28 protein-coding genes and 1 riboswitch are annotated in these 26,999 nt (G+C 37.1%); of the genes, 6 read left to right on the forward strand and 22 right to left on the reverse strand.

The genetic code is table 11. The annotated features are described in order from the left end of the window. Positions 1–41: 41 nt before the first annotated feature. Positions 42–422 (reverse strand): hypothetical protein, encoded by a 381-nt coding sequence (locus QNH48_RS16860; RefSeq protein ID WP_283951209.1) that lies wholly within the window; start codon positions 420–422, stop codon positions 42–44. 251 nt (positions 423–673) lie between these two features. Here QNH48_RS16860 and QNH48_RS16865 point away from each other — a divergent pair, with 251 nt between their 5' ends. Continuing rightward, positions 674–1,645: an NAD(P)-dependent alcohol dehydrogenase gene (locus QNH48_RS16865; RefSeq protein ID WP_283951210.1), complete on the forward strand. Its 972-nt coding sequence runs from the start codon at positions 674–676 to the stop codon at positions 1,643–1,645. A gap of 51 nt (positions 1,646–1,696) precedes the next feature. Here the strand turns inward: QNH48_RS16865 and QNH48_RS16870 are convergent, their stop codons facing one another. The 4 genes from QNH48_RS16870 to QNH48_RS16885 form a co-directional block, all read right to left on the reverse strand. Next, on the reverse strand, positions 1,697–2,563 hold the full coding sequence (locus QNH48_RS16870; RefSeq protein ID WP_283951211.1) for an alpha/beta fold hydrolase: 867 nt from the start codon (positions 2,561–2,563) through the stop codon (positions 1,697–1,699). A 75-nt stretch (positions 2,564–2,638) separates the two neighbouring features. Continuing rightward, positions 2,639–3,523, reverse strand: coding sequence for an alpha/beta fold hydrolase (locus QNH48_RS16875; protein WP_283951212.1), 885 nt, complete (start codon positions 3,521–3,523; stop codon positions 2,639–2,641). Between the two features lie 39 nt (positions 3,524–3,562). Beyond that, positions 3,563–3,856: an RNA polymerase alpha subunit C-terminal domain-containing protein gene (locus tag QNH48_RS16880; protein ID WP_283951213.1), complete on the reverse strand. Its 294-nt coding sequence runs from the start codon at positions 3,854–3,856 to the stop codon at positions 3,563–3,565. A 165-nt stretch (positions 3,857–4,021) separates the two neighbouring features. Further along, the gene (locus QNH48_RS16885; RefSeq protein WP_283951214.1) at positions 4,022–4,375 is read right to left on the reverse strand and encodes a DoxX family protein; all 354 of its coding nucleotides are present in this window, start codon (positions 4,373–4,375) and stop codon (positions 4,022–4,024) included. Positions 4,376–4,573: 198 nt separating this feature from the next. On the opposite strand from QNH48_RS16885, the gene QNH48_RS16890 reads away from it, so the two are divergent. Continuing rightward, on the forward strand, positions 4,574–4,786 hold the full coding sequence (locus QNH48_RS16890) for a hypothetical protein (protein WP_251633463.1): 213 nt from the start codon (positions 4,574–4,576) through the stop codon (positions 4,784–4,786). A gap of 112 nt (positions 4,787–4,898) precedes the next feature. Here the strand turns inward: QNH48_RS16890 and QNH48_RS16895 are convergent, their stop codons facing one another. From QNH48_RS16895 to QNH48_RS16940, 10 genes are all read right to left on the reverse strand, one after another. Beyond that, a complete protein-coding gene (locus tag QNH48_RS16895; RefSeq protein WP_283955801.1) occupies positions 4,899–5,480 on the reverse strand; it encodes a cupin domain-containing protein in 582 nt (193 codons plus the stop codon). A 124-nt stretch (positions 5,481–5,604) separates the two neighbouring features. Then, complete coding sequence (locus tag QNH48_RS16900) at positions 5,605–6,252, reverse strand: YcnI family copper-binding membrane protein (RefSeq protein ID WP_283951215.1); 648 nt, start codon at positions 6,250–6,252, stop codon at positions 5,605–5,607. A 53-nt stretch (positions 6,253–6,305) separates the two neighbouring features. Next, positions 6,306–6,896: a copper resistance CopC family protein gene (locus QNH48_RS16905; RefSeq protein WP_283951216.1), complete on the reverse strand. Its 591-nt coding sequence runs from the start codon at positions 6,894–6,896 to the stop codon at positions 6,306–6,308. Between the two features lie 209 nt (positions 6,897–7,105). After that, positions 7,106–8,203, reverse strand: coding sequence for an NAD(P)H-dependent flavin oxidoreductase (locus tag QNH48_RS16910; protein WP_283951217.1), 1,098 nt, complete (start codon positions 8,201–8,203; stop codon positions 7,106–7,108). Positions 8,204–8,222: 19 nt separating this feature from the next. Further along, a complete protein-coding gene (locus tag QNH48_RS16915) occupies positions 8,223–8,393 on the reverse strand; it encodes a Fe3+ hydroxamate ABC transporter substrate-binding protein (protein WP_283951218.1) in 171 nt (56 codons plus the stop codon). A gap of 74 nt (positions 8,394–8,467) precedes the next feature. Next, entirely contained in the window at positions 8,468–10,315 is a 1,848-nt protein-coding gene (locus QNH48_RS16920; protein WP_283951219.1) for a cell wall-binding repeat-containing protein, read from the reverse strand. Positions 10,316–10,542: 227 nt separating this feature from the next. Next, on the reverse strand, positions 10,543–11,505 hold the full coding sequence (locus QNH48_RS16925; protein ID WP_283951220.1) for a LacI family DNA-binding transcriptional regulator: 963 nt from the start codon (positions 11,503–11,505) through the stop codon (positions 10,543–10,545). 343 nt (positions 11,506–11,848) lie between these two features. Further along, the gene (locus QNH48_RS16930) at positions 11,849–12,121 is read right to left on the reverse strand and encodes a nuclear transport factor 2 family protein (protein WP_283951221.1); all 273 of its coding nucleotides are present in this window, start codon (positions 12,119–12,121) and stop codon (positions 11,849–11,851) included. Between the two features lie 169 nt (positions 12,122–12,290). After that, positions 12,291–13,916, reverse strand: coding sequence for a flavin-containing monooxygenase (locus QNH48_RS16935; RefSeq protein ID WP_283951222.1), 1,626 nt, complete (start codon positions 13,914–13,916; stop codon positions 12,291–12,293). 61 nt (positions 13,917–13,977) lie between these two features. Next, entirely contained in the window at positions 13,978–14,922 is a 945-nt protein-coding gene (locus QNH48_RS16940) for an alpha/beta hydrolase (RefSeq protein WP_283951223.1), read from the reverse strand. A 145-nt stretch (positions 14,923–15,067) separates the two neighbouring features. On the opposite strand from QNH48_RS16940, the gene QNH48_RS16945 reads away from it, so the two are divergent. Further along, a complete protein-coding gene (locus QNH48_RS16945) occupies positions 15,068–15,763 on the forward strand; it encodes a helix-turn-helix domain-containing protein (RefSeq protein WP_283951224.1) in 696 nt (231 codons plus the stop codon). A 442-nt stretch (positions 15,764–16,205) separates the two neighbouring features. On the opposite strand, the gene QNH48_RS16950 is transcribed toward QNH48_RS16945, so the two are convergent. Beyond that, the gene (locus QNH48_RS16950; RefSeq protein WP_283951225.1) at positions 16,206–17,081 is read right to left on the reverse strand and encodes a 5'-methylthioadenosine/S-adenosylhomocysteine nucleosidase; all 876 of its coding nucleotides are present in this window, start codon (positions 17,079–17,081) and stop codon (positions 16,206–16,208) included. 169 nt (positions 17,082–17,250) lie between these two features. Then, positions 17,251–17,353, reverse strand: a riboswitch (purine riboswitch). A 348-nt stretch (positions 17,354–17,701) separates the two neighbouring features. On the opposite strand from QNH48_RS16950, the gene QNH48_RS16955 reads away from it, so the two are divergent. Then, positions 17,702–17,899, forward strand: a complete 198-nt coding sequence (locus QNH48_RS16955; RefSeq protein WP_283951226.1) for a DUF4177 domain-containing protein — start codon at positions 17,702–17,704, stop codon at positions 17,897–17,899. A 105-nt stretch (positions 17,900–18,004) separates the two neighbouring features. Here QNH48_RS16955 and QNH48_RS16960 read toward each other — a convergent pair whose 3' ends face one another. From QNH48_RS16960 to QNH48_RS16965, 3 genes are all read right to left on the reverse strand, one after another. Beyond that, complete coding sequence (locus tag QNH48_RS16960) at positions 18,005–18,142, reverse strand: hypothetical protein (RefSeq protein ID WP_283951227.1); 138 nt, start codon at positions 18,140–18,142, stop codon at positions 18,005–18,007. A gap of 320 nt (positions 18,143–18,462) precedes the next feature. After that, positions 18,463–18,612 (reverse strand): putative holin-like toxin, encoded by a 150-nt coding sequence (locus tag QNH48_RS30575; protein WP_481858424.1) that lies wholly within the window; start codon positions 18,610–18,612, stop codon positions 18,463–18,465. A 52-nt stretch (positions 18,613–18,664) separates the two neighbouring features. After that, positions 18,665–19,561: a TIGR01777 family oxidoreductase gene (locus QNH48_RS16965; RefSeq protein WP_283951228.1), complete on the reverse strand. Its 897-nt coding sequence runs from the start codon at positions 19,559–19,561 to the stop codon at positions 18,665–18,667. 314 nt (positions 19,562–19,875) lie between these two features. On the opposite strand from QNH48_RS16965, the gene QNH48_RS16970 reads away from it, so the two are divergent. Beyond that, positions 19,876–20,112: a hypothetical protein gene (locus tag QNH48_RS16970; protein WP_283951229.1), complete on the forward strand. Its 237-nt coding sequence runs from the start codon at positions 19,876–19,878 to the stop codon at positions 20,110–20,112. 745 nt (positions 20,113–20,857) lie between these two features. Here QNH48_RS16970 and ftsZ read toward each other — a convergent pair. The 3 genes from ftsZ to QNH48_RS16985 all read right to left on the reverse strand — a co-directional run bounded on the left by ftsZ (position 20,858) and on the right by QNH48_RS16985 (position 26,125). After that, positions 20,858–22,075 (reverse strand): cell division protein FtsZ, encoded by a 1,218-nt coding sequence (gene ftsZ, locus QNH48_RS16975; RefSeq protein WP_283951230.1) that lies wholly within the window; start codon positions 22,073–22,075, stop codon positions 20,858–20,860. A 547-nt stretch (positions 22,076–22,622) separates the two neighbouring features. Then, positions 22,623–25,793: an ATP-binding cassette domain-containing protein gene (locus QNH48_RS16980; RefSeq protein ID WP_283951231.1), complete on the reverse strand. Its 3,171-nt coding sequence runs from the start codon at positions 25,791–25,793 to the stop codon at positions 22,623–22,625. 161 nt (positions 25,794–25,954) lie between these two features. Further along, positions 25,955–26,125: a hypothetical protein gene (locus tag QNH48_RS16985; RefSeq protein WP_283951232.1), complete on the reverse strand. Its 171-nt coding sequence runs from the start codon at positions 26,123–26,125 to the stop codon at positions 25,955–25,957. A 263-nt stretch (positions 26,126–26,388) separates the two neighbouring features. On the opposite strand from QNH48_RS16985, the gene QNH48_RS16990 reads away from it, so the two are divergent. Beyond that, positions 26,389–26,946: a MerR family transcriptional regulator gene (locus tag QNH48_RS16990; RefSeq protein WP_283951233.1), complete on the forward strand. Its 558-nt coding sequence runs from the start codon at positions 26,389–26,391 to the stop codon at positions 26,944–26,946. Positions 26,947–26,999 lie beyond the last annotated feature (53 nt).

Below are 26,999 nucleotides of genomic sequence, written 5' to 3' on the forward strand. Positions count from 1 at the left end.
ATCCGTATACGTTCTATGTACCTCTAGATGCTATCCTTCAATTATTTAGTAGAATCTGTGTTAGTGTTTGCATTCTCTAATAACGGCAGCATTTGTTGTAGCATATTTGGCAGCGATTGTATTTGTTGAGATTGATTGGTATTCATCAAGCTATTAATAACGGTTAGAATTCCGATAATTTTGGTAAGATCCAGATTTCCAAGAAAACTGGATAGTGTGGAAGAAGAATTTTGTGGTGTGGAATTTTCCGCTTTTTCTAAATTTCTGTTCAATCTCCTTATCTCACTGTACAATTTATTCATTGATATTTCTGTATCTGCATTTTGTCTCGCTACGCCTCTTTCTTCCCTTGCTTGCCCATCTTTTGTCTTGTTCTCCTTACTCTTTTTCTTATCTTTACTCTTTTTGGCGTCTTTTCCCAATATGTCCACTCCTTTTTTTACAAAATGATGAATGAAGGTTTGTCCAAATTATAGTATGTTGGGAAATAGAGAGGTGTATAGACAAAGGTGTAATTACTTTATAAAAATGGGTAGGTCCAGTTAAACCAGAAACTTCATTAATTAAATGGATAATGTAGTGAAAGTCCTCCAACTGGAATATCTATTTATCTAGGTGTTTTAATTTTCAGAGATATTTTTTTAAAAGATAATATTTTCATTGGAGGTCATTTATGAAAGCAATTGTGTATAAAAAATATGGTCCGCCTGATGTTCTTGAAGTAACAGAGGTAGAAAAACCTATTCCTAATGACAATCAAGTATTGGTCAAAGTTCATGCTTCATCAGTGAATTTTGGAAACTTGGTTCTTTTAAAGGGAGAACCATTCTTGGCCCGTTTTGCTTTTGGTCTTCTAAAACCAAAATACTCTATTCCTGGTGGTGATATGGCTGGTACGGTAGAAGCAGTTGGCAAAGATGTTATTCAGCTCCAACCTGGGGATGAAGTGTTTGGAGATTTGTCCAGCAGTGGATGGGGTGCATTTGCTGAATATGTGGCAGTTCCTGAAAATGCATTAGCCTTAAAACCAGCCAATTTGTCCTTTGAAGAAGCAGCGGCTGCTCCGATGGCAGGAGTCACTGCCTTACAGGGTCTGCGGGATAAAGGCAAGATTCAACAAGGACAGAAGGTTTTGATTAATGGAGCCTCTGGCGGTGTCGGAACTTTTGCCGTACAGATTGCCAAAGCATTGGGGGCAGAGGTTACAGGTGTCTGCAGTACAAGAAATGTAGATATTTTACAATCGCTTGGCGCAGATCAAGTCATTGACTATACGAGGGAAAAGTTTACCGAAAATAAGAATACCTATGACCTAATTCTTGGTGTTAACGGGCACCAACCACTTTCGGAATATAAGCGTTCCCTAAAACCTAATGGTATATTTGTTCACGTGGGAGGTTCCGGGTCTCAAATGTTTCAGGCTTTGACAGTGGGAGCTTGGATCTCTAAGACCTCGAGTAAAAAAATGGGGACCTTTTTACAGAGAGCTAATCAAAAGGATCTAGTAATTATGAAAGAACTGATGGAATCCGGTAAAGTAAAGCCTATTATTGATAGACAGTATTCGTTAAGCGAGGTTCCCGAAGCATTCAGATATTTTGAACAAGGGCATGCACAAGGAAAAGTAGTCATTACGGTGGAATAATAAATTTCAAATGAGGAATATCCCCCAAAGCAGTTGGCTCTGGGGGTTTTATCATGAATTGAGAACTTTTTCTAATTGTTTAATCACCCATTTGATAATTTCGGCACTTACTTCGTCGGGTTTATCCCATTGAACCATGTGGCTAGTATCCTTTATTTTAATAATAGTAGCGTCTTTAATTTCTTTCTTTAATTGGGATATTCCTTTTTCCCTTGCTGCATGTAACTCTTTTGGCTCTGTCGCATGTACCAGTAATAATGGTGACTTAATAAAAGGATATGTAGTCGTAAACGGTTCTTCAAAGAAAGCCTTAATAATGGATAAAACAGTAAATTTCGAGGCGATTAGTTCATACTTTTCCTTCTTCGTGAATATGGAAGTCAATGACTCTTCAATAGCAGCATTCCACCGCTTTGTATATGTACTGTACTCATCAAGAATTTCTTCCCAATTCCCATACTTGGCATTATCGATATAAGTGTTCCATCCTTCGTATGCTTTTGAAAAATTCATTTCCTCTTGGAATTCTGGAAAAGTAAAACCACCATCAAGTAAAATAACTCCCTTAATTTTTTCAGGATACTGTTTAGCATAATGTAAGGCTACATCAGCTCCCCATGAATGTCCTAAAATATAAAATGGTTTGTCTAATATGGAATTAAATAAGTTTTCATACCAAGAGGCCAAATTTGAAAATAAATAATCTTTTTCATTCCTAAAAGATGCGGTTTTTCCATGCCCTGGTTGATCAATTAATAAGAGATGAAAATGTTTAGATAATTTTTTACTAAGTTCTGAGAAACTATAATAAGCAGTGCCAGCCAACCCGTGCAGACAGACAATCGTTGGATTTTTACAATCTCCATCAACAAAATAACTTATCTTACCCCCATTTAACTCTAAAATGATATTTTCCATTACAAACTCTCCTTGTTTTTACTTCTTAGCCCTCTATATCTATTTCTTGGATTTTTAAAGACTATTTCAAATCTATTAAGAATATAAAAAGGTTAATACAGTATCACGAAAAAGATCAGGTTCTTCTAGGTCTGGAAAATGAGCACTTTCATTAAAGAGTACTAGTTCACTATTTTTTAATTCACTATGTATAAGCTTAGAAATGGGTACACCTGTATTTCGGTCAAAAATACCTGTAATAATTAAAGTCTGATGGTTAATGTGGTGTAACCGATCAAGTAACGGGGTTTCCCTAGGATGATTCATTATTACTTTTGCCATTAATCCTTTATTGGTCAGCTTGCTTTCTTCCCAAAGCCTTCTATTCTGTTCAGCAATTTTTTGATTTTCAAATAGCAGCCTATCAACTGTACTAGTATCTACCAAATTCCATACCTTCTCATATAAATGATTAATAGGAAGATTTTCTTTTAGGAGAGTATTCACCTGTTTTAATAATGGAGTGTCACCTACTGACATAAAACCATTAATTTGAATTAATTTTCCTATTTCTAAATCAATTAAACTTGGACCAGATAGCACCATTTTATTGATATCATCAGGTAGAGTGTAGGCAATTTCAAGAGCGAGTTCACCTCCGAAGGAATAGCCTAATAGATCAACCTTAGCCACATCAAGCCATTTTTTAATTTCGCTAAAATCGGATATAAGCTGTTCCATTTTATAGTCTTCCTTAGAAATAGGCATTTCACTTCTGCCACTGCCACGCTGTTCATAATAGATAACGGTTCTTGTTTTAGAGAGCGAAGGTCCAATCGTTCTTTCAAAGGTGTAATGATTTCCACCAGGACCTCCATGAAGAAGAACCAAAGGTGTGGTCTGATTTTCACTCCCCTCAATTTTTATCCAATGTTTAATGGAGTTAATTTGAATATGATATTCTCCATTTGTCAACTTCATAGCTACCCCTCGTTCCTAAATAATTTGAACAATCTGGTATTAGTTGTTAAATGATAAACCTTCTTCCTTTAATGCATCCCTCAGTTTAGGTAAAGAAGCTGGTCCCATACCATGAAATTTCAAAATTTCCTTTTCACTAAAGTTTGATAGCTCCTGCAAAGAAGTGATTCCATTATTCTCCAATGCTCGTCTTGCTGGTGTTGAGAGTAATGAAAGAAATCCACTTTTAGGTGTCCGTCCTGCCTCGCAAGTCGGACAGGTTGGACAATCACTACTTTTATAATATTTGTGTCCTTTGTCACAAACCCTTAAACTTTTTTCTGAAGTTGTCATAGTACAATTTCTCCTTCTCAGTTTTTCATTACATCATATACTATTATTATAAAATTTTAAAAAATTAAGGTCTTTAATAAAAAGAAAAATCCAAATTTATTTTAACAAGAAAAAAAGGTTCAGATTTCGCATTCTGAACCTGGTACCAAAAATGTATTTGAGCTCCTACCAGCGACCAAACGCTACAAATAGTGCCAATGCTAATAAAATAAGATTCATTGGAATTGCTTTACTTTCTTTCCTCTTTGCGTGGAACCCTGCAGCTAGTATCATGATAAGACCCAGGCCAAGAGCGGCAATAGGGGTTAATATCGGTGCAATTCCTAAGGCATAGGGCAGTATTATTCCAAGCCCTCCTAGCAGCTCGGCAACTCCGATAAAAGTTACTAAACCTTTTGATGAATCTTGTACCCAAGGCATGCTGGCTTTTGCTTTCTCATAAGAAAATGCTTTCGTTGAACCTGCCATTAAAAACATCAACCCTAATAAAATTTGAGCAATCCATAGCGCAATATTCATCAACGATTCCCCCTTGGTATAATTTACCTGCTACCGTTATAATATTGCCTAAGAACACATTTTAGAAGTAGGCACATTAGTACATTCGCCACTAAAATGGTCTTCCCTCTTTATCTGATGTTTTTCGATTGAAAATTTTCGGTATTAAAGGATAAAACGTCCTTTATGTCGAATTATATAGATAAAGGGGTTGGCCCAATGAATAAAGTTGATTTATTAAAAAATCTTCGCAATGCCAGTCAAAGTAATTTATTTTCAACAGAGATTCCTAAGTCCACTAAAGAAGATGAAAAAAAGATTGAGAAATGGGTTGGAGAATTAGAAAGTGAAGGAAAGATTAAGTTAAGAGAATGTATACAGCGGGAATACTCCGTTTATTTACATGGAATAATTAAGTATGCATCCGAATAATCGGGTGTTTTTTTTGCGACAGAATCTAATACAAATAAAGAGGCGTCAATTCACAATTGAATCAACGCCTCTTTTATTTGAGTATGGAATCATGTAGTAATAACCTTAATTGTTATTCATGATTTTCTTCAGCAGTCATTGCCTCTGCCTTTGTTCTATGAACAGTTCCGAATGGATGTTGAGGTGGAGCATAGATTGTATAAAGTTTCATTGGCATATTCCCTGTATTGGTAACATTGTGCCATTTCCCTGCAGGTACCATGATGGCAAAATCATCACCAACTCTTGCTTGAAAAGTTAAGTTGTCTTTAGAATCACCCATTTGAACAATTCCATGCCCCTCTTCAATACGTAAGAATTGATCGACATCGGGATGCATCTCTAAACCTATGTCTTCCCCCACATTGATACTCATCAAAGTAACCTGTAGATGATTCCCTGTCCATAAAGCTGTTCGAAATGTACGGTTTTGCTTAGCAGCTTCCTCAATATCCACTACAAATGGTTGTTTCCCATAATCTTTAATTTCTATATTTCTCTCATTTATAGATTGCCAATATTGATATCGATTTGCATAGTCTAATTGATCCGGATAACCCCAATACAAATATTGCCTCCCATCGTTATAGATTGGCACGTTGACATAATAAGGATTTTGGTATGAATATGGGTAGGTATAAGGAACATAGTACATCTTGCTCATTCCCTTCCAGTATTAATCTAGGTATTCTATTCACTTTGGTTAAGAAATGTACGTATAGATTAAGGTCCATAGAAAAAGACAAGAAATAGTAATTCCTTGTCTTTTTCTATGGACCTTATGCTCGTTTTTTTAGTGAAATAACCAGTGCTAACAATCCAGCGATTAATGCAGCAATTGAAACATAAAGTGGAGCATTTGAAGGGCTTGTTGTTTCTTTTACTACTTCTTCATGCGTCTGCTCCGGGTTCACCTCTTCTTTAGTAGCGGTACCGTGGTGATCACCAGATCCATCAGCTGGCTTTGGATTTACTGTTGTCACTGAAGCAGGCTTGTCGGCATCTGATGCTCCAACCCACTCCACTAGGCTTCCATCCTGATATGTCTGATAAGCTTTGAAAACAATTTCAGTTGCCTCGTCTGCAACTTTCCCTTGCATATTAAAGAGTCCAAATTCAGTTGCTGATAAACCTTCACCTTCTGTGGTCCAAGTAACGCTCGTAATTTTATCAGTGGCGTCTTTTTGGATTTCATATTTCCAGCCGGGCTTTGGTTCAAAACGGCTTATATTAACTTCTGATGGAAATTCTACTTTTATTTGTGTAGTCGGAACAGTATCGTTTTCAGAAGGTACCCGAACGGTGAACATTTCATAGCTTCCCTGTGTGGTTTCCTTAGGCAGTACAGTTACGTGGGCACTTGCCACACTCGCAAAAAGTGTAAATGCTACAAGCATTAAAATAAAAGACGTTGCTAATTTTTTCATTATATATTGTCTTCCCTTCACGATGGTTAGTCATAAATAATGTACATTTTTGATTAACGTTTTTTCTTTCCGGTAAAGAATAAAAGTACAATTCCAAATATCACAATTAAGATAATAAAAACTGTAATTAACATGGTTGATGAGTCATTATTATTTTGATCGTCCGTTTTTTCAACTGTATCTGATGCTATATTTTGATCTTCACTATTTTGAGCTATTTGATCATTTTGACTGTCATCCTCTTGATTTGCTTTGCTCTCCTCAGGAGTAACAGGATTCTCCTCTATTGCATTTTGATCCGTTTGTACAACAAAATTGATTTCTCCTTTTATCGGATGACCATCTTCTCCAACAATTGTCCATTGGATTATGTAAGATCCATTATCTAATGGTTTTGCTATTGTTCCAATTAATTGCTTATTTTCAACCTTGATTCCTTCTAATGGAATTTTATTTCCGTCCTTAACCATATCCATCGTGCTTAATTCCTCGATAGAAGTAGCAAACGTTAGAATAATTTGTTCAAGATTCTCTGTTACAACTTGTCCTTCAGATGGATTCGATGAAGATAAACTTGTGTGTGCACTTACAAAGGAAGGTACAGCCAGTAAAGTACAAACCAAGAATAATATAATTTTCTTCAAGATAAAGCTCCTTTCTCTCTAAAACATGATGTACTTAATATATTCGGGAATTGACTAAACTAGTACATGTTTCCTAGCATATTCATATTAACATGCTGACTATGTGGTTTTAAGAGTAATGTACAATTTCACAAAAATTTCACAAGTAATTCTTGACAAGATAAAAAAGGCGATTGTCCATTTAGAACAATCGCACGTCGTTAGAAACACTATTCTACTGTTATATTGGATAGATGTTTATTTATATTTTTTACTTCAGCTATAATATCTTTCATTAAAACTTCAACTGTTTGACTTTTGGCTAATCTAGGACTTTGACCAGACCAGAGTGACATGTAATCTGAATTATTTTGGGAAGAAGCAGCCTTTCGAATGTGTTGGGTTAGATTGTTTTGAACTGGAAAATGGGGTACAGACTCTTCATGATTCTTGAAGTCTGAAATAAATTTATTGTTAATTCCCCTTGCCCATTTGCCAGAAAACGCTCGTGTCAAAATCATCTGGTCTTCTTTTGCGTGAAGAATGCCTTCTTTATGTAGTTTATGAGCTCCACTTTCTATACAGGTTAAGAAAGCTGTCCCCATTTGAACTCCCTTTGACCCCAAGCAAATGGCGGCCATCAGCCCTCTACCATCCATAATTCCTCCAGCAGCAATCACAGGAATGCTTACATGATCAACAACTTGAGGAATCAATGACATTAAACCTACTAAACTCTTTTCGTCGTCAGCCATAAAGTTCCCTCGGTGTCCACCCGCTTCACTGCCTTGAACAACAACCATATCCATCCCTAACTTTTCAACCTCAACCGCTTCTTCAACGGTTGTTGCTGTTCCCATCAGAATAATGTTATGGTGTTTTAACTCAGCGATTATTTCAATGGAAGGAACACCAAAAGTAAATGAACAAACAGGGACTTTTTCGTCTATGACAACCTGGATTTGTTCATCGAACTTCTCAAAAAAATGATTAGATGTAGGTATGTCAAGATTGACATTATCGCTTATATTTAATTGTTTATAAATGGGTTGTAAGTGACCATTTGCTCCTTTAATTTCTTTTTCTGTATAGGTAAATTCGTTAGGAACAAATAGATTGATGCCAAATGGATATGTTGTTAACTGCTTTATTTCTTTGATCTGATCACGTATTTGATCTGGTGTCATGTAGCCAGCTCCAATCATTCCAAGACCACCGGAATTTGAAACCTCCGCCACTAAATTCGAAGTGGTGACTCCTCCTGCCATCGGAGCTTGGATAATCGGATACTCAATTTTTAACAGCTCTGTCATTTTATTTTTAATCATCCACTACACCTCTAATAATCTATTGTTTTTTATTAAAACAATCTTCACAAATGAATTTACCTTCGTTTCTTAAGTAAGCTATTATTTCGGTAAATCCTTTTCGCTTGGGATACCGTATTTTAACATAAACCATTTCATCTTCTTTAATTTCTTTGTCACAAACTAAGCACTTTGGTTTATCCCAGAACATGATATATATACCTCCCATACAAAATAAAAGCTCTGTAAAAAAGGAACCTCCAATTACAGAAGTTCCTTTTCTTTTTAATACTTAATTTCTTGGACAATTTGTCCAATTTCATTTTGAACATCTAACACATTTTGACCACCGAGGAAACCAAAGTAATCAATTTTCTGTTTCAATATGGTGCTTCGAATAGAAGGAGGAACATTCTTATCGTTCGATAACAAGATAGGTACACCTTGTTTTGCAGCTAATACAGCACCTGCTAAGGCATCAGGGAATTCGTATCCTCTTGCAAGATATGCTTGATCAATCCCATTATAAAGTCCATTTACAATGGCCGCATTGGTATCAAAGCGAGTTTCCCCGCCGTAACGTATCATCTTTTTAGGTGATACTTTAGATAAGATACTATCTGGGAGCAGCTGCTTATCACCAACAACAATAATATTTTCATAGTTTTTTAGTTCGTTTGCTGTTACATCAGGTATTCCAGTTTCCCGCGTTAAATAAATCGGGTAACCATTTTGAGCGGCATAAGATGCAATGGATAACGCATCTGGGAAATTAAAACCGTATGCAAGGACAGCGGTATCCTTTTTCGGTAATTGCTGACCAATTTTTGCTGCTGTTTCAAATCTATCTTCCCCGCCATAACGTGTAATGGTTGTAATATCTAAGTCACTTAATTCTTGCTCAACAGTTGGCTTAATAAGTTCTGAACTTCCAAGCAGTACAGCATTCTTAGCACCTAATCTTTTAATCTCTTTTTTCGTTGCGTCCCTTAATGAATCATAGTAAGACAATAGAAGTGGTGCATCAAGATGATAAGCAAGAGGTGTTCCGGCTAAGGCATCAGGAAAATCATAACCAAAGGCAATCACAACGGTATCCGCTGATTCCCAGCCTTCTCTAGAAACAGCCGCTGCCGTTTCCATCCGATCAAAACCATGAAGACGTTTTCCTATTGGGATCAATTCACCTGAGGCCGTATACGCAGTGGTTTTACCATCATTAAGTAACGTTTTATACCAGACATATTGTCTATCTAGCATTTTTACCGTTGAATCATATTTGTAGGTTTCATCGTAAACCAATGATGAATATTGAGGGGCTCCTGCTTGATTCCCTGGATCAAGGATGGTGATAGCTTCCCTCTTCCCTTTAGGCAGACTCCTTATTGGGTCAATCGTTTTTACGGTAGAAGGAACCCCACGGAATTGTGCCGCTGGTGCAGAAAGAACAATATCATCTTTTTCAAATTTATGCTTCGTTACATGCAGTAAGTGATCGGGAACATCATATTCCATCTTATTAAACAGCAAATTATAGTTTGGCGCCCCGGTATAAGTGAAGTCCTCAGGTTTAAATGGGAATGGCAGTGGAGAGACACCCATAAAATTATTATAGTAATCGACTTTCGTATAGACTTCCTCCTGGTATGCTCCTTTATTGACACTGCCATCATCTTGCTTAGTAGGACTATTCACTTGTTTCTTTCCATTGTATGCTAATAGTGCAAAGTACCAGTTTTCTAGTACATCGCGGTCCATATCATTTAATTTAGGAAGAATTGCATCAAAATTTCGAAACTTTTGATCAAGTATTTCTACACCCTTCTCGATGTTATACTTGATGTCATTTTTTAATAAATCTTCATTAAAATTGTGGGGTTGTGTAACTTGCATGATACCAATCCCACCATCAATGACAAGTGGGTCACCTTTTTCATCAAATTGGCGCCAGCTACTTTCTTGAATAGCAACAGCTTTCACAATTTCAGGCGGTATACCTTTTTTAAATGCTTCTTCGGTTAGCATTCTATTAATCTCCTGCTGAGGAGGATTTGTTGCCGCATACCCCTTTTCTCCTGCAAAGCACCCGATTGCCATACTCACAGCAACCAGGGAGACCATCTTTTTAATCATTCTTAATCTCCTTCCCAAAAACATATTCTTATAGAATGGTAACATTCTTTGACAATAATTGCTATTACCTTACATCAATCAATAAATTGTAAAAAAGCAAAACTCGCCATAGATGATCTGCCCCGTAAATGTTAGAATGGTGTCTAACATTTACGGGGCAGATCAAGATTGGCGAGTTCTTTTAATAGGAATACCTGAATTTTTAGAATGATTCATCCTCGATACTGTTATACAGTTTGTCGTTCAATTAATTTCACATTTATCTCTTGGTGAGAATTATTTCTACTGTCCATTGCTTGAAGAAACAATTTCTCCCCTATCTCAACCAAAGGAATTTCAAGTGTTGTGATGTGCATAACTTTTGCAATCGGATGGTTATCGAATCCCATTATTGCAAGGTCATCAGGTATTAAGATTTCTTTTTCCTTGCAGTAGGTTATCATTCCAGCAGCCACGATGTCACTTGTAACGAGCAGAGCAGTTGGCGGATTGTCCATTCTAATTAATTGTTGTACCACTTTTACCCCATCTTCAAATTTTAGACTTTCATAAAAAATATAATCAGGGTCAAATGACAAGTTTACGTTATTCAAAAAATCTATGTAAGCCTTCTCCCTTTGTTTACTATTGGTGCCTGATTTCCTTCCCACACAATAGCCAATTTTTTGATGTCCTTTATGATAGAGATACTCTAGTGCATTGGTAAAGCAATTATAATGGTCAATGAATGTTGATGATACATTTCGGTCTCTCGCATCTTCGCATAAAATGATCGGACCGTATTCCACAAATTGCTCTATAACGTCCCATCCACAACTTCTTGAACAGATAATAAGTGCATCTATTTGCTTATACTGTAACATCTCTAACGCTTCAATTTCTCGGTTTTCGTCATAATTGGTTTGAAATAGAACCAACTTGTAATTGTTTTTCACTGCTTCTTTCGCAATCCCTTCAAGGAGCAAGCCAAAGTAAGGATGATTGGTAAATGGAATAACAACCCCTATAAGGAAAGTTTTTCCTTTGCTTAGATGAACGGCATTTATATTTCGCTGGTAATTGTATTCCTCCATTGCCTGTAAGACAGCTTCCTTTTTCTCTTTACTTACATATGGATGATTATTCAACACACGAGAAACGGTTGTAACCGATACTCCAGCTATTTTTGCAATATCTTTGATATTTGCCACAGTTATAACTCCTTAAAAAACTTTTTCTTGCTATGATACGCGTTTCATAATTTACACTGATTTCGTAATAATAAAAGGAGGGTACTAAGATGTCCATGATAATAGGTATTTTGTGCTTACTATTCTTATGTAGTTCTGTTCTGATATTATCATCATTTCCAATTTATCAGTACACAAAAAAACATTCTATTAAAAAGAAAGCTAAAAACAAGGTAAATGATTATTATAGCCATTTCTTTGATATATACATCTATTAGAGAGGAACACTTGTTTTTTAGACTTGCACAAAAACAAAGGGTTGCCGCCGCAACCCTTTATGACCAATCAGATAATTTATTTATTACTACAAGTTAAATATTCCCTTACCCGTTTCCATATTTATAGGCAAGGATGAATGTTCATGAGCTATAACCCAATATTCATTCACTTTTTTTAAACCATATGTGAACCGATTTGTCATTTGACGAAGTTTCTCACCTGATTCTTCTTGGTGAGCAGCAAATGTTACAGCATAATAAGCAAATGCGAGATATGAATTCTCTTCAACTACTAAGTCATTAAAATCAACTTTAAGTAAAACACTATCCTCACGCAAACCATTAAACCACTCTGCCACATTTTCCTTCCATGAAGAAATACCTTTGATCTCCCCTAGCAGTTACGGAAGGATTACTAGCTGAAAAAAGTTTTAGGCGTGAATTCACATAGGAATTCACGCCTGTTATGCTGATGAAAGACTGAATTTACTACTATTTTGAGAGGAAGTCCTTCATTACGTTAACTTTCTATTTTATACTACCTTGAATGGGAGCCGGAGCTTTTTCAAAATGGAATCCCTCGTAACCATTGGCTGCGATTTCAGCACATTTCTGGCGGTATGCTCCGACACCCCCTAAGTAGATTAAAAATCTACGCGTCTTTCCAGGGATGTTCGCACCTGTGTACCAGGAATCTGCCTTTGAAAAGAGCGTTGCATTCGCAACCTCTCCGCAATGCTTACTCCAGGCTTCCTCAGCTTCGACGTTTGCTTCGATACTTTCCATATTGTTTTCACACATATATTCAATACAATCGGAGATCCATTCCACATGCTGCTCAATCGAAACCGGCATGTTACTCAAAACGGAAGGACTTTCAGGTCCGGTAATCATGAAGAAATTAGGGAATCCAGCATTCGCAACACCTAGGTAGGTTCTCGTATTTTCTCCCCCATTCCATTTTTCCTTCAATGATACTCCGTCTTTACCGCGGATATCCATTTTTAATAATGGACCTGTCATGCCATCAAAGCCGGTAGCAAAAACAAGGACATCAACCTCATACTCGCCTTCAGTCGTACGAAGCCCTTTTTCCGTAATTTCAACAATTGGATTCTTCTTAACATCTACTAAAGAAACATTTTCTCGATTATAGGTTTCATAGTAATCGGTATCAATGATTGGCCGCTTTGTTCCATAGTAATACGAAGGCATCAGCTTATCAGCAACATCCGGCTTTTTAACAATCTCGCGGATTTTAGTACGGATGAATTCGGAAGCCGTTTTGTTTGCCTCTTCATTGACGGTAATGTCATAGTAAGAGGTGAAAATTCCTTGACCTCCAATTCGCCATGCTTCCTCATATTTCTCCAGACGTTCTTCAGGTGTTACCTCAAGCGCTGATTTCGTTGGGATGTCACCAGGTGCTCCGCCTGTAGATTCACGCATTTGGCGTTTAATTTCTTGGAAATTTTCTTTTGCTTGACGTATATATTCAGGATCATACGGATGATTTCTCGCTGGAGCACTATACTGTGGTGTCCGTTGGAAAACGGTTAAGTGGGCAGCTTCTTTTGCGATAGCAGGAATCGCCTGAACGCCGCTCGAACCAGTACCTATAATACCGACTGTTTTGCCAGTGAAATCAACTTTTGTATGTGGCCAATGTCCTGTGTGATAATATTCTCCTTTGAAGTTTTCTAAGCCATTAAATTTAGGAAGATTGGATGCAGAAAGACAACCTACTCCAGTAATAAAGTACTTCGCAGTAACAGTGCTGCCGTCATTTAGAGTAATCTGCCAAATCTTGTTCTCTTCGTCATATTGAGCTGCATTAACACGAGTCTTAAACTGAATATCTGGTCTCAATTCAAACTTATCCGCGACAAAATTAAGATATTTTAAGATTTCGGGCTGCTCCGGATATCGAGAAGACCAAGTCCACTCGCGGTAAAGCTCTTCGGAAAAGGTATAGTTATAATAGATACTCTCGGAGTCACAACGTGCTCCTGGATAACGGTTCCAATACCAGGTACCGCCAACACCATCGGCTGCCTCATAAACACGAGTTGATAAACCTGCTTCACGTAAGCGATAAAGCATATACATACCTGAAAAGCCCGCACCAATTACTACCGCATCAAAATTCGTCATTTTTGTAGATGTCAAAAGCATTCCCTCCCAAATTAAGGTTCAGATTTTTCTTCTATGAAAATTAGACTCTGCTTACCTCTTGGTCAACTTTACTTAAAAACGCTGCAAATTTATCGATTGCACCTTTGATATCATCAGGGAAAACAGCCATATTTGTGAAAAATCCGTGGATTAATCCTTCCTCACGCGAAGTTTCAACGGTAACTCCAGCTTCCTTAAGTCGTTCTGCATAAGCCTCCCCTTCATCTCTTAATACATCAAACTCCGCAGTAAGTACATATGCAGGTGGCAGATTGCGTAAGTCCTCTTCGAGAATCGGAGCAACAAGTACATTTTTTGCATCCTCGTCATTACGGATGTAATAATTGCCAAACCAAATCATTAGGTCTCTATCTAAACCAAATCCTTCTTTAAAGTCCTGATAGGATTGAGAATCATAGCTTAATGCTGTTACCGGATAAATAAGTACCTGACCAGCAATTGCAGGTCCATTATCTCTTCTTGATTTCAAGGTCATAGCAGCAGCAAGATTTCCTCCAGCACTATCCCCGCCTACAACAATATTGGAAGTGTTTCCATTTAAAGCCGCAGCATTTTCATATACCCATTGTAAAGCTGCATAGGAATCTTCAACAGGAACAGGAAACTTATGTTCTGGTGCCAGTCGATAATCTACTGATACCACTATTCTCTCAGTTTTGTTTGCTAGCATTCTGCAGCTAGCATCCGATGTAGCAATATCACCAATTACCCATCCGCCTCCATGATAATATACAAAGATCGGGAATGGACCTTGGCCTTCCGGGGTATAGATTCGTACATTTATTTCTGCACCTTCAACGGGTACTAGGCGGTCTTCAATCTTCGCAAGCGGTGCAAGCTCTACCTCTACTGGGGGTGCCATAGCAAACATATCTCTGACTGTTTGTGGTTCTAATGAAGCAATTGGCGGCATTTGCTTAAACGCTTCTAAATACATGAGGGACTGTGGTTTTAAATTTGCCATTGTCATCTTCCTTTCCTTTAAAAAGAGATTTTAATCCTTTTTAGGGATTAGCACCTATTAGTACTATCTAAATGTTACAATTTTTTGTATAATTTGAATATTCCTAATTTTATAGGTGTCCAATCCCCCAAAAGGAGATGATAGTTTGCCATCTCAGCATACCTTGATGGAAAAGATTGTACAGCTTGAAGAAGCACCAAGTCATGAAGAAAAACTGTATAAGATTCTTGAACTTTACATGTCTCTCTACCCTGCACGTAATGCTTATCTATTTCGCTATTCTCCATTAGGTTATCTTGGGGAAGGAGTTTTAATGGTAAATTCAACCGGTATCGTCTATATTAACGAGATTCGGGATAATGTTCGGACTTTGCCTATCATCTATTCTGCGATTTTAGAGAGGAAAGCTAAGTATTGTTCTGGAATTGAATTTTTAAAACAAACAAGCAGTAAGTATATTCTTACGTCGAATATTAACTCAATGGCTGTAGTCCCGATTTGTTTTAGTTCAGTCGTCATTGGCTACATATGTACGACGGAATTTTCTAAGGATACTTTCCTAGACAAACAAGACCTCTCCTCACTCACTGACTTTGGAAGATTGGTTGGAAAGTATATGGAGCAGTCCGAAGATTTAAAAGAATCACCAAACCTAAGCAAACGAGAACTAGAGGTGATGAGGAAAATTTCGTGGGGAGAAAGCATGAAGGAAATGGCAGCCGCAATGGATATTAGTGAACTAACCGTTAAACAATATGTAAAATCAGCAATCAAAAAACTTGGTGCTCATAACCGTTCCCATGCAGTGGGAGTACTTTTAAGAAAAGGCACCATTTCTTAACTAAAATGTAAACGTTTACTAAATAGAATCTTTCTTATATTGATAAGTAAAACCTCTACGCCTACAAAAACTTTTGTATTCGTAGAGGTTTAAATTTTAACTCAAATAAAATAAAGGCTCTGTTATTTTTCATTGTTGATTTTCCAGTAGATATGAGAATTCATTAAGCGGAGAATTTCCTGCTAATTATATAGAAGAAGCTTAAGAAGCAGATATAAGCGGACAAATTCCGATTAATTGCTCTAAATATGACAAAATCCAAAGATTTGGATAATATAACCGGAAAAACTTCCTTTATTTATAAGAAAATATGGGTATTTTCCGATTTAGCCGGAATTTTACCGTTTATTTTCAAACACAGAGAAATCAACATTCCATTATAACAGAGCCAAAATAAAAAAATGCGCTTCTACAGTGGTAGAAACGCATGCTTGGTCATTATTTATTTTTTTACCATGGAGATGTATTCTTTAACCACTTCATATACATACTCTTGATTTGCCGCAGCAGTACCTGGATCATACGTACCGCCATTGGTTTTATTATTGGATAGGATTCGAATACCTAAAAATGGAACATCATATGCATCGGCAATTTGTGCTACGGAAGCACCTTCCATTTCTTCTACAGAAGTACCGTAAATCTCATGGATCCATTTAATTCGGTCTACTTCGCTATTCCAAAAGTCTGCTGAACCAATTGTACCTTCGACTACTTTACCCTTCGTGTATGTGTCTTTTACTGCATTGGCTGCCGCAAGTAAATCCTTATCTCCCTCATAGTGACGGACTTTATTAGCACTCTCATCTGATCCGCTTCCTTCCGAAGCCATTAAGTCCATCGGAATCCATGTAGTTGGATCCATTCCTTGGTTTTCATCCATATTTGTTGTTTTTAATGAACCGATATTTGTCGTTCTTTTTCCTAGCACTATATCAAATACATTTAGACTTGGATCATGACCGCCTGAGGTACCTTGGTTGATGATGGCGATTGGGTTAAATTTTTCAATAGTCAATGCTGTAGCAGCAGCTGCATTTTCCATTCCCTTTCCTGTTTTCGTAACGATGACAGGATAATCGTTTAGCGTTCCTTTGTAAAAAACGAACGTTCCTGATTTTTCTATTTTCACATTTTTTAATTTATCTGCAAAAAATTCAGCTTCAATTGGCATTGGGCCTTGAATGACGATTGGTCTTTCCTCACTCTTTGCTTTTGCTACCTTTAGATCTTGATCTTTTGAATTACACCCTGCCACCAATAACATAGTAGAAATAGCTGCGACTGAAGCGATTTTCTTAAACATTTTGTTTTTCATAAATTTTTTCTCCCCTTTTTCTTGTTGTTTGTTACGCTCGTGATTGGCTCAAATGAAAAAAGTCTAGAATAGCAGGATATTCACTGCTCCCTAGACCTACGAAAGTCAAAGTATAAATAATGAAGCAAAAAATGCTCTATCATTTTATGGAGGGTCTATGAATTACTGATCCACCCATACTTTAACTCGTAGTCTAGTTCATTAATGGGAACCAGGTAGAAACACTCAGACCGTATTACTGAGCATATACGAGTAATTTTATTAAGATTATTACTTTGTTAATATAACAAACTCACAAAAGTAAATCAACAAAAAGGTGAATGTTATTTATAAAAAACAGTCTATTGTTCGTGTTTTGTGATAAAAGTTACATTAAAATGGTAATTTTTCCTTGTTTTTTTGTGTTTTTTGATAAATAAATAAAAAAGCAACCCTCCGGAATCGAAGAATTGCAGCAAACTCTATATAATATTACTTTGATTATGTATTTTCGGCTATTTTTCTGATTCCATAAAACTACCAGGGCAGTTAGAAGAACTATGTTGCTTCTAAAGAGTTTATTTGAAACCTTTGCCAATTGAAATCGTACAAATTGTTATATTCAAAAGGAGGAGACATAAATGTTTGAATACAAGTTTGTTAAAATAGAGTTTAAAAAAATATCGGGTAAGCCAATTGAAGACTATCGAGAAGTAATTAAAAGTCACTCAGAACAGGGGTGGCGCTTTGTTCAAATTTTCTCTCCTGACTTTGCAACTTCAGGAGTTGCAGTAGGTTCTTATTATGAATTAATCTTTGAAAGACCTTTACAACAGTAAACAGAGATTAGATACATGATTAATTTTTCGTAATTTGATAGAGTATACGGCTCAGTATAGTGAACTGAGCCATTTTCTTTTTTCTTAGGGTAAAAATGTAGTTTCCTATTTCAATTGCACAGGAGTAACTACCGCAAAAGAATTTTCAGATGGATCTGTTACGTTAATTTCAATAACCTTAAATCCATTTCCTCCAACATTACTCTCAATTTTAGTAGATTGTGTAATTACGTCAATATTCATATGTTTTTTCTTCCTTCCAATTAAAAAATTCTCACAGAAGTTATCTTATGTTGAAAATTCAAAAATGTGCATGAAATTTTTCCAATCGAATGAAAAAATTAACAAGGAGGTGCATTCTGCTGTTTCTCAGTTTTTCAAAATAACTGATTTATGTTTCTTTTTTCCTATTTTTCGTTATAATATAAATATGAGTATGAACATAAAATAAAAGACCGACATGGTGCAACATGTCAGGTCCTGCAATAGACGGTCCCCTTAAAAGGGTTGACTTGTTAATGAGATTAAATAATCCACCTGAGACTGCAAAACTCAAGGGTGGATTATTTTTTTTGACTAAACGTTAATACGGCTACGATTAAACTAGCAAACCCAATCATAATCATAAACGTTTCGAAAATCGTCAAACAGCAACACCCCCTTTCTAATGGGAGCATGCCAACCGCCCTTGAGACAACCTTATCTATTGCCATTTAAGTATAGCATAAACTGCACTAAATAAGAACATACATTCGTAATTTACTTTTAAAGTAAATCCTCTAAGGCCGAGAGGATTGTTGGGAATCTGAATTCAAACCCATTCTCTTGTAACACTTGAGGGATAACATGCTGCCCTTCCAGCACTAAGGCACATTTTTGCCCAAGGACCATTTTCATAGCGAACGAAGGAACGGGAAGCCAATGTGGACGATTTAAAACAGAACTAATACTTTTACCAAATTCGTTCATTCGAAGTGGAGCTGGAGCGGTTACATTGATGGGTCCACTTAAATGGTTACTAGTAATAGCAAAGAGAATGGCCCGCACTACATCCGTAACATGGACCCATGATACCCATTGTTCACCTGAACCCACTTTTCCGCCGACAAATAATCGATATGGCATGGCCATGAGTGGCAGTGCACCTTCCTCTTTGCCAAGCACCACACCAAATCTCATGAATACTGCACGAATGGAAAATTTCTCAACTTGTTGGGCTTTATTTTCCCAGTCCCTTACAGTCGCCCCTAAAAAATCAGTCGCCGTTTCCAATGAATTTTCAGTGTAAACAGCATTTTTTGAGGATGGATAAATGCCAATCGCACTGGCATTCACCAGGACAGAAGGCTTTGTAGAAAGTAATGAAATAATTCTATGTAGCTCATCCGTTGCGGTCATTCGACTTTCATAGATTTGCTTCTGATGGCTTTTACTCCATCTTCCGTCATTAATGGACACACCAGCCAAGTTAATAAACGCATCTGCATTCCCTATTTCTTTTTCAGGTGAAGCCCCTTCAACCAGCCACCTTACAAATTCAATCTTTCCGGAAGATTTTCTTTCCTTCCTTGTTAAAATTACAACACTATGCCCTTCATCGAGCAGCAATTGTGTTAACGTCTGACCAATGAAACCTGATCCTCCAGCAATGACAATTTTCATTTTTCCCCTCCAAAAGACTCTCTTCTATTTAGAAAATTATACCATTACTTACAATATACTTTTCTAGATTTCCCAAAATAATCGCTGATATTTAATTTCCAAATAATCCTTGAATCTGCTTATTATTATTTCTGGAAAAAACCACCATGGTATTCGTGAAATGTTTCACAAAATATTCACAGACTACATCCATGATTGGTGTTAATATTCCACTGTAAACAACATAGCGATGTTGCAAATATATTTAATTACCTTTCCTTAGACGAGTTATTTCTACTAAATCATTACTCTGTTAAAAATAGGAGGTTACACAAATGTTTGATACGTATATGGTACACAAGTATTTTAAAGGTACTTTTATTGGAAAAACCTACTACCAGGGAGCTACAAAAAAATCATTGGAAAATTTCATGGCCAGAGGATATCGAGACGGTGAGTTACGCTCTTGGAAGACCGTTCATTTTGATGAGGCTAGAGTGTATAAGTTAATTGACGGTCAAGAAGAATATGTAAAGACAGTTACAAAATTTAAAAGCCTATCAATGGCATAGTATAAAGGACATCTGATTCCCGTCTAGATAATAAAACAGCCTTAGCGGTAACCTGAGACGCCTTCTGATTCCGGTACAGCTTAAAAATCAGCTTCAACGGTAACCTGAGACGCCTACTGGTTCCCGTACAGCTTATAAATCAGCGTCAGCAGTAACTTGAGACGCCTACTGGTTCCCGTATAGATTAAAAATCAGCGTCAGCGGTAACCTGAGACGCCTACTGGTTCCCGTATAGCTTAAAAATCAGCGTCAGCAGTAACCTGAGACGCTCTCTGATTCCCGTATAGCTTAAAAATCAGCGTCAGCAGTAACCTGAGACGCCTTCTGATTCCCGTATAGATTAAAAATCAGTGTCAGCGGTAACCTGAGACGCCTTCTGATTCCCGTATAGATTAAAAATCAGTGTCAGCGGTAACCTGAGCGGCCTTCTGATTCCCGTATAGCTTAAAAATCAGCGTCAGCGGTAACCTGAGACGCCTTCTGATTCCCGTATAGCTTAAAAATCAGTGTCAGTGGTAACCTGAGCGGCCTTCTGATTCCCGTATAGCTTAAAAATCAGCGTCAGCGGTAACCTGAGAAGCTCTCTGGCTCCCGTATAGCATAATAATCTGTCGAACCAGTAACCAGGGGGTAACCTGATTCCAATCATTGATAAATAGTCACTTTAATCAGTAGTAAAACCGTATATGAAAACGCTTGGGATCCCCAAGCGTTTTTATTTAGGTACGATTTCTACTTGATTCAATCATCTAAAGGAACGTAAGCGCTTTTTTCGATTACGTAAGAACGTTGGTATATCACTAGAGTCGTCTAACTCTTCTGAGTGCTGCTCAAAAGGCTGTTCCTCTTCGACATAGTTGATTGGTTCAGGTTGTTCATAGTGTTGTTCGCGTTGATGATATTCGTAATGCTTTTCTCTTTGCTGATGTTCATAATGTTGTTCTCTTTGATATGGAATACCCTTTTCTTCCGCTGGTGCTAGGGCAGGTTTATGTAAAACGGTATTCTCTTGCTCTGTGAATCCAGTAGCAATCACGGTTACAATAATTTCATCTGTTAAGTTTTCGTTAATGACCGAACCAAAAATCATATTTAATTCCTCGTTGGAAGCGGATGCCACGATTTCAGCTGCCTCCTGTACTTCAAAGAGACTTAAATTGTTGCCGCCGGTTATGTTCATAATGACACCATGAGCCCCATTGATAGACGTCTCCAATAAAGGACTGTTTAGGGCTTTCTCTGCTGCTTCGGCCGCACGATTGCTGCCATTCGCAATCCCAATTCCCATTAAGGCCGTACCTTTATGGGACATAACTGTTTTTACATCTGCAAAATCCAGGTTGATTAAACCAGGCACTGCAATTAAATCGGAAATCCCTTGTACACCCTGACGCAGGACATTATCCGCTTCACGAAAGGCATCAATCATCGGTGTTTTTTTATCTACAATTTCCAATAAACGATCGTTGGGAATGATAATTAGGGTGTCTACGGCTTCCCTCATTGCGCTTATTCCACTTTCGGCGTTTTTTGCACGCTTGAAGCCTTCGAACTTGAATGGACGTGTTACCACCCCGATTGTCAGTGCGCCCATCTTTCGTGCGATTCTAGCAATGGCTGGTGCTGCCCCTGTTCCGGTACCGCCGCCCATTCCAGCTGTAACGAAAACCATGTCTGCCCCTGCTAAGACTTCTTCAATTTGATTTTTGCTTTCCTCGACCGCTTTTCTTCCTATTTCCGGATTTGCCCCTGCTCCTAAACCCCTAGTCAAAGAGGAACCAATTTGCATCTTGACTGCTGCTCTTGATTGTTTGATGGCTTGTGAATCTGTGTTGACAGCGATAAATTCAACTCCACCAACCCCATCCTCAATCATGCGGTTGACAGCGTTATTACCTCCTCCGCCAACACCGACAACTTTAATATTGGCTAAATTGTCCATACTTGTGTCAAATTCTAACATGCTCTTTCCTCCCTGTTATCAAAATACTACTAACCTTCGTCTAATATTGGTTTAGTAGATTAGGAGGTTAGATACCATACCCCCAAATAATTAGTAGAAAAATGATATAGTGTTTAGTCTACGGAACATTAATTTCATTGTCTAGTTAAGTGTTACCTATTATTTAGGGCTGAAAAATGGGAAAAAGCACACTCCTCAACATTGATAAATGCAGTTATTTTTTTCCATTTTGGGGTAGTATGGTCCTGTTTATATTCAAACTATTTCTATTATTAATGAAAGTTAACATTCTATTTACAAATAGATGACTATCCCTTGGTTCGACAAATTTTTAAAAATGCCTTGATATAATGACATTGTCTTTGTGGAAATAGGAAAATGAAGAGAAGGAGGAAGTATGGCGGAATTATTGCTTTATGTCGGTACATATCTCTCGGTTACTCTTTGTGTTGGATGGTTGATTACAGTCGGTTTTGATTTATTTATTAAATAAATAGTAAAAACTCATTTGCGTCATAGTACAAATGAGTTTTTTACCATTATCCCTTTAATTATTTTGCTCCAATGCCTGGTATACCGCCATCATATCTCGTTTATTTAACTCGCGGATACGATTGAAAATGGGAATGTCACTAACTGCATCGGTAAGTAAGTTTTCAGCAACAAGCTCTTTTACTGTACCCGTGAGCCATGTTTGGACATCAATACCTTCGACGATTTCCTTTCGACCTTCGTCATTAATCCCGCTCGCATGACAACTTACACATGGAACAGATAGTTTGTGGACTCCTTCATGGAGACCATCTTCGGAAATGACTTTCTTTCCATTACAGAACGGACATTTATGAGCGGCTTTAATTTTATTAATTTGAGTAACAATTTTTTTGTAGCCAAACGCCTCATAGACATACGTTAGTTTTTTGTATTTGCCATTGGTGAAATATTTATCTATAATCGTTTCTCTGGTTTCGGTAATTGCGGAAAAATCACAAATGGTAAGTAGATTTTTGCTGCTTATGTCTTCGATATTGTTTCTAATTTTATCCCAGAATGGTAAGGCATTTTGTAAAACCACTTCATAGCCGACAAAGCTTGCTAGTTCTAGTTCAAGCATCTTCAACGCTACTTGTGTTTCCCTAGGCAATAAAGATACATCCTCAGTAAGTACCATATCTCCGCCAACAATAGCTTTAAGCTTTTCGAGTTCTGGTAAATTCCCTACTGTTTCGATAGCCTGATCAAGTGGCATTTGAATAATCTCACGAATATCACTTTCGCCAAATTTTAGTTTCTTGTGATGTTTTAGTACAGTTCCCTGGCAAATTGGACAGGTAATCATCTCTTTCGATTCTTTCATCTGCTCTTTAATAATCGATTTCGAAATAAACATATACCGACCGATAATGAGATTAAAGCCTTCCCACGTTCTCTGTGCCTTGCCCGCTTTATCGTAGAAGGACTTTTCCCAATATCCATATAAAAATGTATGCTTTTCTGCTTCTGTCATATCGTTAAAGCTCTTACTTATATCCTGACCCAGCTCATTCTTGATCTCATCAAATAGGAATTGCAATTTTGAATATTGATACCATTTTAAAACCTCCATCACATCTGGATGTAAGAATCCATCCCAGAAAGGCACTGTTTTATCTTGGATCACAACATCAATATCAAACTTTTCGATTACTCTGCGACCCGAACAGCATGGACAATGATTCTCTTGATGGTAGAAATCAAAGCTTCTTGTATCTTTATTGGTGTGATGTGCAGCTATGATATGATTAATCAAGCCGCCAATTTCATAAAGAAAACTATATTGACTATACAAATGTCTTTCAAGGTCAATGGCAATAACAGGTGCAATGGTGTCTGTTTCGTATTCGCCATAAATCAAACGGGCCATTGATGATAAGCTTTTTAAAATCCCGCCTTTATAAACGTTTTCTGCATTTTTAAAATAACCAATTTGGTTTTCTTCTACGTAGTTAATGCCCTGTTGCATATTGAGAGTAGAAGATATTTGGAAGGAAGCAGCATGAACATTACTAGATTTATCACGATAATAATCATCATGACTTAAAACATCGAGATGATGTACAGGCTCCACCTGTCTTTTTCCAAAATCAACAATATAATCTGAGCTATCCAGCATATAGGCATTGTGTTCGATCATCATAATGGAGACAGATTCATCCTGCAGAATCACCCTAACACTATCGATAAATTGGTTTAGGATGTTTTGCGATAACCCTTTTGAAGGCTCATCAAAAATAAACAGTGTATGCGGATTCCTAGTGTTAGCAAACAGTTCTGAAACTAAATGTACACATTGAAATTCACCTGTCGATAAAGTTTGCGTCTTTCTCTCTAATGTTAAATAACCAAGACCAAGCTTAATTAATAGGCTCAAGCGTTTATGAGCAATGTCTTCATTTGGCAGCTCATCAATGATATCTTCAATCGAACGCTGAAAAATATCATCAATATCTTCCCTGTATTTTGTGAGTTTTCTTTTTATATCAAGAAAGGTCGCAACGGTTGAACGGCTGGTAATCGATTGGTTTCGATCCTGGCCTACGATTACCAATTTGTCTTTTGGATAACGCTTTAGAAAATCCTTAGCAATACATTCATTAACAAGCGTGGATTTACCACTTCCAGATTCACCCGTAAATGTGACAAGTCTGTTTTTCGGAATCTGAATTTCAGCCATTTGGATATTACGGAAGTAAAGATCTTTAAATTGGTAATATTCTGTTGGCATAGACGGATTTCGTTCCCAGAGAATTGGTTTTGGACGTGGAGATTCTTCTACAATTTTACCTCCGTATTTACCACTCCCCGGACCAAAGAACAATTGTTCATCGCTTACATCAAGCACCGTGTCAGAATGGTCAATGAGCCAGATTTGATTCTTAAAGCCTAATTCTCTTATCTGATCCAAGATTTTCAATAATGTTTCGTGATCAAGACCCACGGAGATTTCATCAATAATAATAACTGTGTTTTCACTTGCAGCCATGAATTCAGCCAGGTAAAGCCGTGTTACTTCTCCACCAGACAAGGTACCCATGATCCGGTTTAAGGTTAGATACCCGATATTCATATTGGCAATATTTTTGAGAATATGTATTTTACCTTCACTAAGATGTAAATCTTCAGCAAGTGAAAGAATGGATTCAATGCTTAAGTTGTTGATGTCGGAAATACTATGTGGCTGCTCGAATAATTCAAGCTTATGCTGCTCAACTTCTGGATTATAACGTCGGCCCTTACACTTTGGACATTCGTTATTTTTGGTCGTACCGCGTCCTTTACAATCTGGACACCATCCTAATGCATTATTAAAAGAAAATACCTCTGGAGAAAGATTATATTTTTCCGCAAGCCTCTCGCGTATCTCTTTAAAAACACCCGTATGTGTTCCAATAGTGGAACGTGGATTAGAAGATATAGATGATTTACCGAGGAAAAGGACTAAAGGCATGTCCTCCATCTTGATCGCACTGAAGTTCGTCTCCATGATGTTAGAAAACAGATACTGATATTCAGCCTTTGGCAATAAGGAAACAAGGCGCTTCTTGGATTCCTCCCCTATCGTTTGACAGAAAGTCGTTTTACCAGACCCAGACAAACCCGCAATTCCCAATGATTTATCTACGGGTATGGAGGTATCTAATTTGTTGATATTGTTGGCAATTAATGAATTAATTTTCAATGGCTAGCCTCTCCATTCTCTCATTTTCATTTATTAATAATAGCATACCTATTAGTTAATAAGTTAGTTATAGTAAAAACGTTTTCAAAGCCAAAAGGCACCTGAATAAGTCAGATGCCTTTTGGCTTTTTATTTTATATATTTATTTTGCTTTTGTAAAATTAAACTGCTTGTTTCATAGATTGTGTAGGATTCACAGTTATGTTTTGAAGTTGAGATTCTAACTGAGCTAAATCAGATTCATCTCTCTCCTTAAGTTTATCAAAAATAACAACCGTAATATAATAGGAACCTATGAAATAACCGATACACATCAACCAAGTAAGAAACATTTTATTTCCCCCTTTGTTAGTAACTTACGTTTATTTTAAGGGATTCCTACACCTCTCTGATGTGATATAAATCACGAAAAATAGTATTGAATGAAATTTTTTATCATTTGTTGTTTCTTTTTTATTAAGAGAAGTTAACATTCTAATTACAAATCGTTTACTATCTGCTGGTTCGACAAATTTAAAAAAATAGCTTGGTATAATGGCTTTATCTTGCATAGAAGACTTTACATAAATATGTCTAATAGCGGAGGTGTATTGATATGTCGGAAATACATTCACCAAGTCACGTACAAGAATTACTTGGAATCGATAGCCATACATTACGAAAGTATGCCACTCTATTAGAAGGACACGGTTATAAGATTTACCGCAATCATAGAGGCCACAGGGGATATTTTGATAAGGATATTACAACGATTCGGAAATTTATTGAATTCACCGGTCAAGAGGGTATGACGTTGGAACTTTCAGCACAAGCGGTAATTTCGTGGAATTCTGAAGAAAATAAAAATGTCATCAGGACAGAAGAAGAAACGGTACAATCTCCCCCACCTGACCCAGAAATCATACAGAATAATAATCTTGATGAATTGTTGGAAAGATTAGAACATTTGGAGCAAATTAACATGGATTTAATCAAACATCTGAAGGAGAAGGCAGTAAGGGAAGCTTATCTAGAAGAGAAGATTAATCAAATAGTGAAGTATGTAGAACGTTCGGAACAACTGTTAGAGGAACGAAGCAAAATGATGTTGGAGGAAACAAGACAGCAAATTGCAGCCGCCCATCTAAAGAAATGGTGGAAATGGTGGAAATGAGAAAGCAGTGGGTTGGATAAGCATGGTTTACAGGTCATGGAATCTATGATAAG

The organism is Neobacillus sp. YX16 (assembly GCF_030123505.1).
In the GTDB taxonomy this organism is placed as follows: Bacteria; Bacillota; Bacilli; order Bacillales; family Cytobacillaceae; genus Neobacillus.

Bases quoted from the DNA above. Each gene is read 5' to 3' on its own strand.
- QNH48_RS16955 (WP_283951226.1), top strand. From the start codon at position 17,702: ATGTTTGAATACAAGTTTGTTAAAATAGAGTTTAAAAAAATATCGGGT.
- QNH48_RS16895 (WP_283955801.1), bottom strand. From the start codon at position 5,480: ATGTACTATGTTCCTTATACCTACCCATATTCATACCAAAATCCTTAT.
- QNH48_RS16885 (WP_283951214.1), bottom strand. From the start codon at position 4,375: ATGAATATTGCGCTATGGATTGCTCAAATTTTATTAGGGTTGATGTTT.
- QNH48_RS16935 (WP_283951222.1), bottom strand. From the start codon at position 13,916: ATGACGAATTTTGATGCGGTAGTAATTGGTGCGGGCTTTTCAGGTATG.
- QNH48_RS16965 (WP_283951228.1), bottom strand. From the start codon at position 19,561: ATGAAAATTGTCATTGCTGGAGGATCAGGTTTCATTGGTCAGACGTTA.
- QNH48_RS16910 (WP_283951217.1), bottom strand. From the start codon at position 8,203: ATGATTAAAAATAAAATGACAGAGCTGTTAAAAATTGAGTATCCGATT.
- QNH48_RS16900 (WP_283951215.1), bottom strand. From the start codon at position 6,252: ATGAAAAAATTAGCAACGTCTTTTATTTTAATGCTTGTAGCATTTACA.
- QNH48_RS16920 (WP_283951219.1), bottom strand. From the start codon at position 10,315: ATGATTAAAAAGATGGTCTCCCTGGTTGCTGTGAGTATGGCAATCGGG.
- QNH48_RS16960 (WP_283951227.1), bottom strand. From the start codon at position 18,142: ATGAATATTGACGTAATTACACAATCTACTAAAATTGAGAGTAATGTT.
- QNH48_RS16970 (WP_283951229.1), top strand. From the start codon at position 19,876: ATGTTTGATACGTATATGGTACACAAGTATTTTAAAGGTACTTTTATT.
- QNH48_RS16990 (WP_283951233.1), top strand. From the start codon at position 26,389: ATGTCGGAAATACATTCACCAAGTCACGTACAAGAATTACTTGGAATC.
- QNH48_RS16890 (WP_251633463.1), top strand. From the start codon at position 4,574: ATGAATAAAGTTGATTTATTAAAAAATCTTCGCAATGCCAGTCAAAGT.
- QNH48_RS16915 (WP_283951218.1), bottom strand. From the start codon at position 8,393: ATGTTCTGGGATAAACCAAAGTGCTTAGTTTGTGACAAAGAAATTAAA.
- QNH48_RS16985 (WP_283951232.1), bottom strand. From the start codon at position 26,125: ATGTTTCTTACTTGGTTGATGTGTATCGGTTATTTCATAGGTTCCTAT.
- QNH48_RS16950 (WP_283951225.1), bottom strand. From the start codon at position 17,081: ATGAAAAACAAAATGTTTAAGAAAATCGCTTCAGTCGCAGCTATTTCT.
- QNH48_RS16870 (WP_283951211.1), bottom strand. From the start codon at position 2,563: ATGGAAAATATCATTTTAGAGTTAAATGGGGGTAAGATAAGTTATTTT.
- QNH48_RS16880 (WP_283951213.1), bottom strand. From the start codon at position 3,856: ATGACAACTTCAGAAAAAAGTTTAAGGGTTTGTGACAAAGGACACAAA.
- QNH48_RS16865 (WP_283951210.1), top strand. From the start codon at position 674: ATGAAAGCAATTGTGTATAAAAAATATGGTCCGCCTGATGTTCTTGAA.
- QNH48_RS16940 (WP_283951223.1), bottom strand. From the start codon at position 14,922: ATGGCAAATTTAAAACCACAGTCCCTCATGTATTTAGAAGCGTTTAAG.
- QNH48_RS30575 (WP_481858424.1), bottom strand. From the start codon at position 18,612: ATGGCAATAGATAAGGTTGTCTCAAGGGCGGTTGGCATGCTCCCATTA.
- ftsZ (WP_283951230.1), bottom strand. From the start codon at position 22,075: ATGTTAGAATTTGACACAAGTATGGACAATTTAGCCAATATTAAAGTT.
- QNH48_RS16875 (WP_283951212.1), bottom strand. From the start codon at position 3,523: ATGAAGTTGACAAATGGAGAATATCATATTCAAATTAACTCCATTAAA.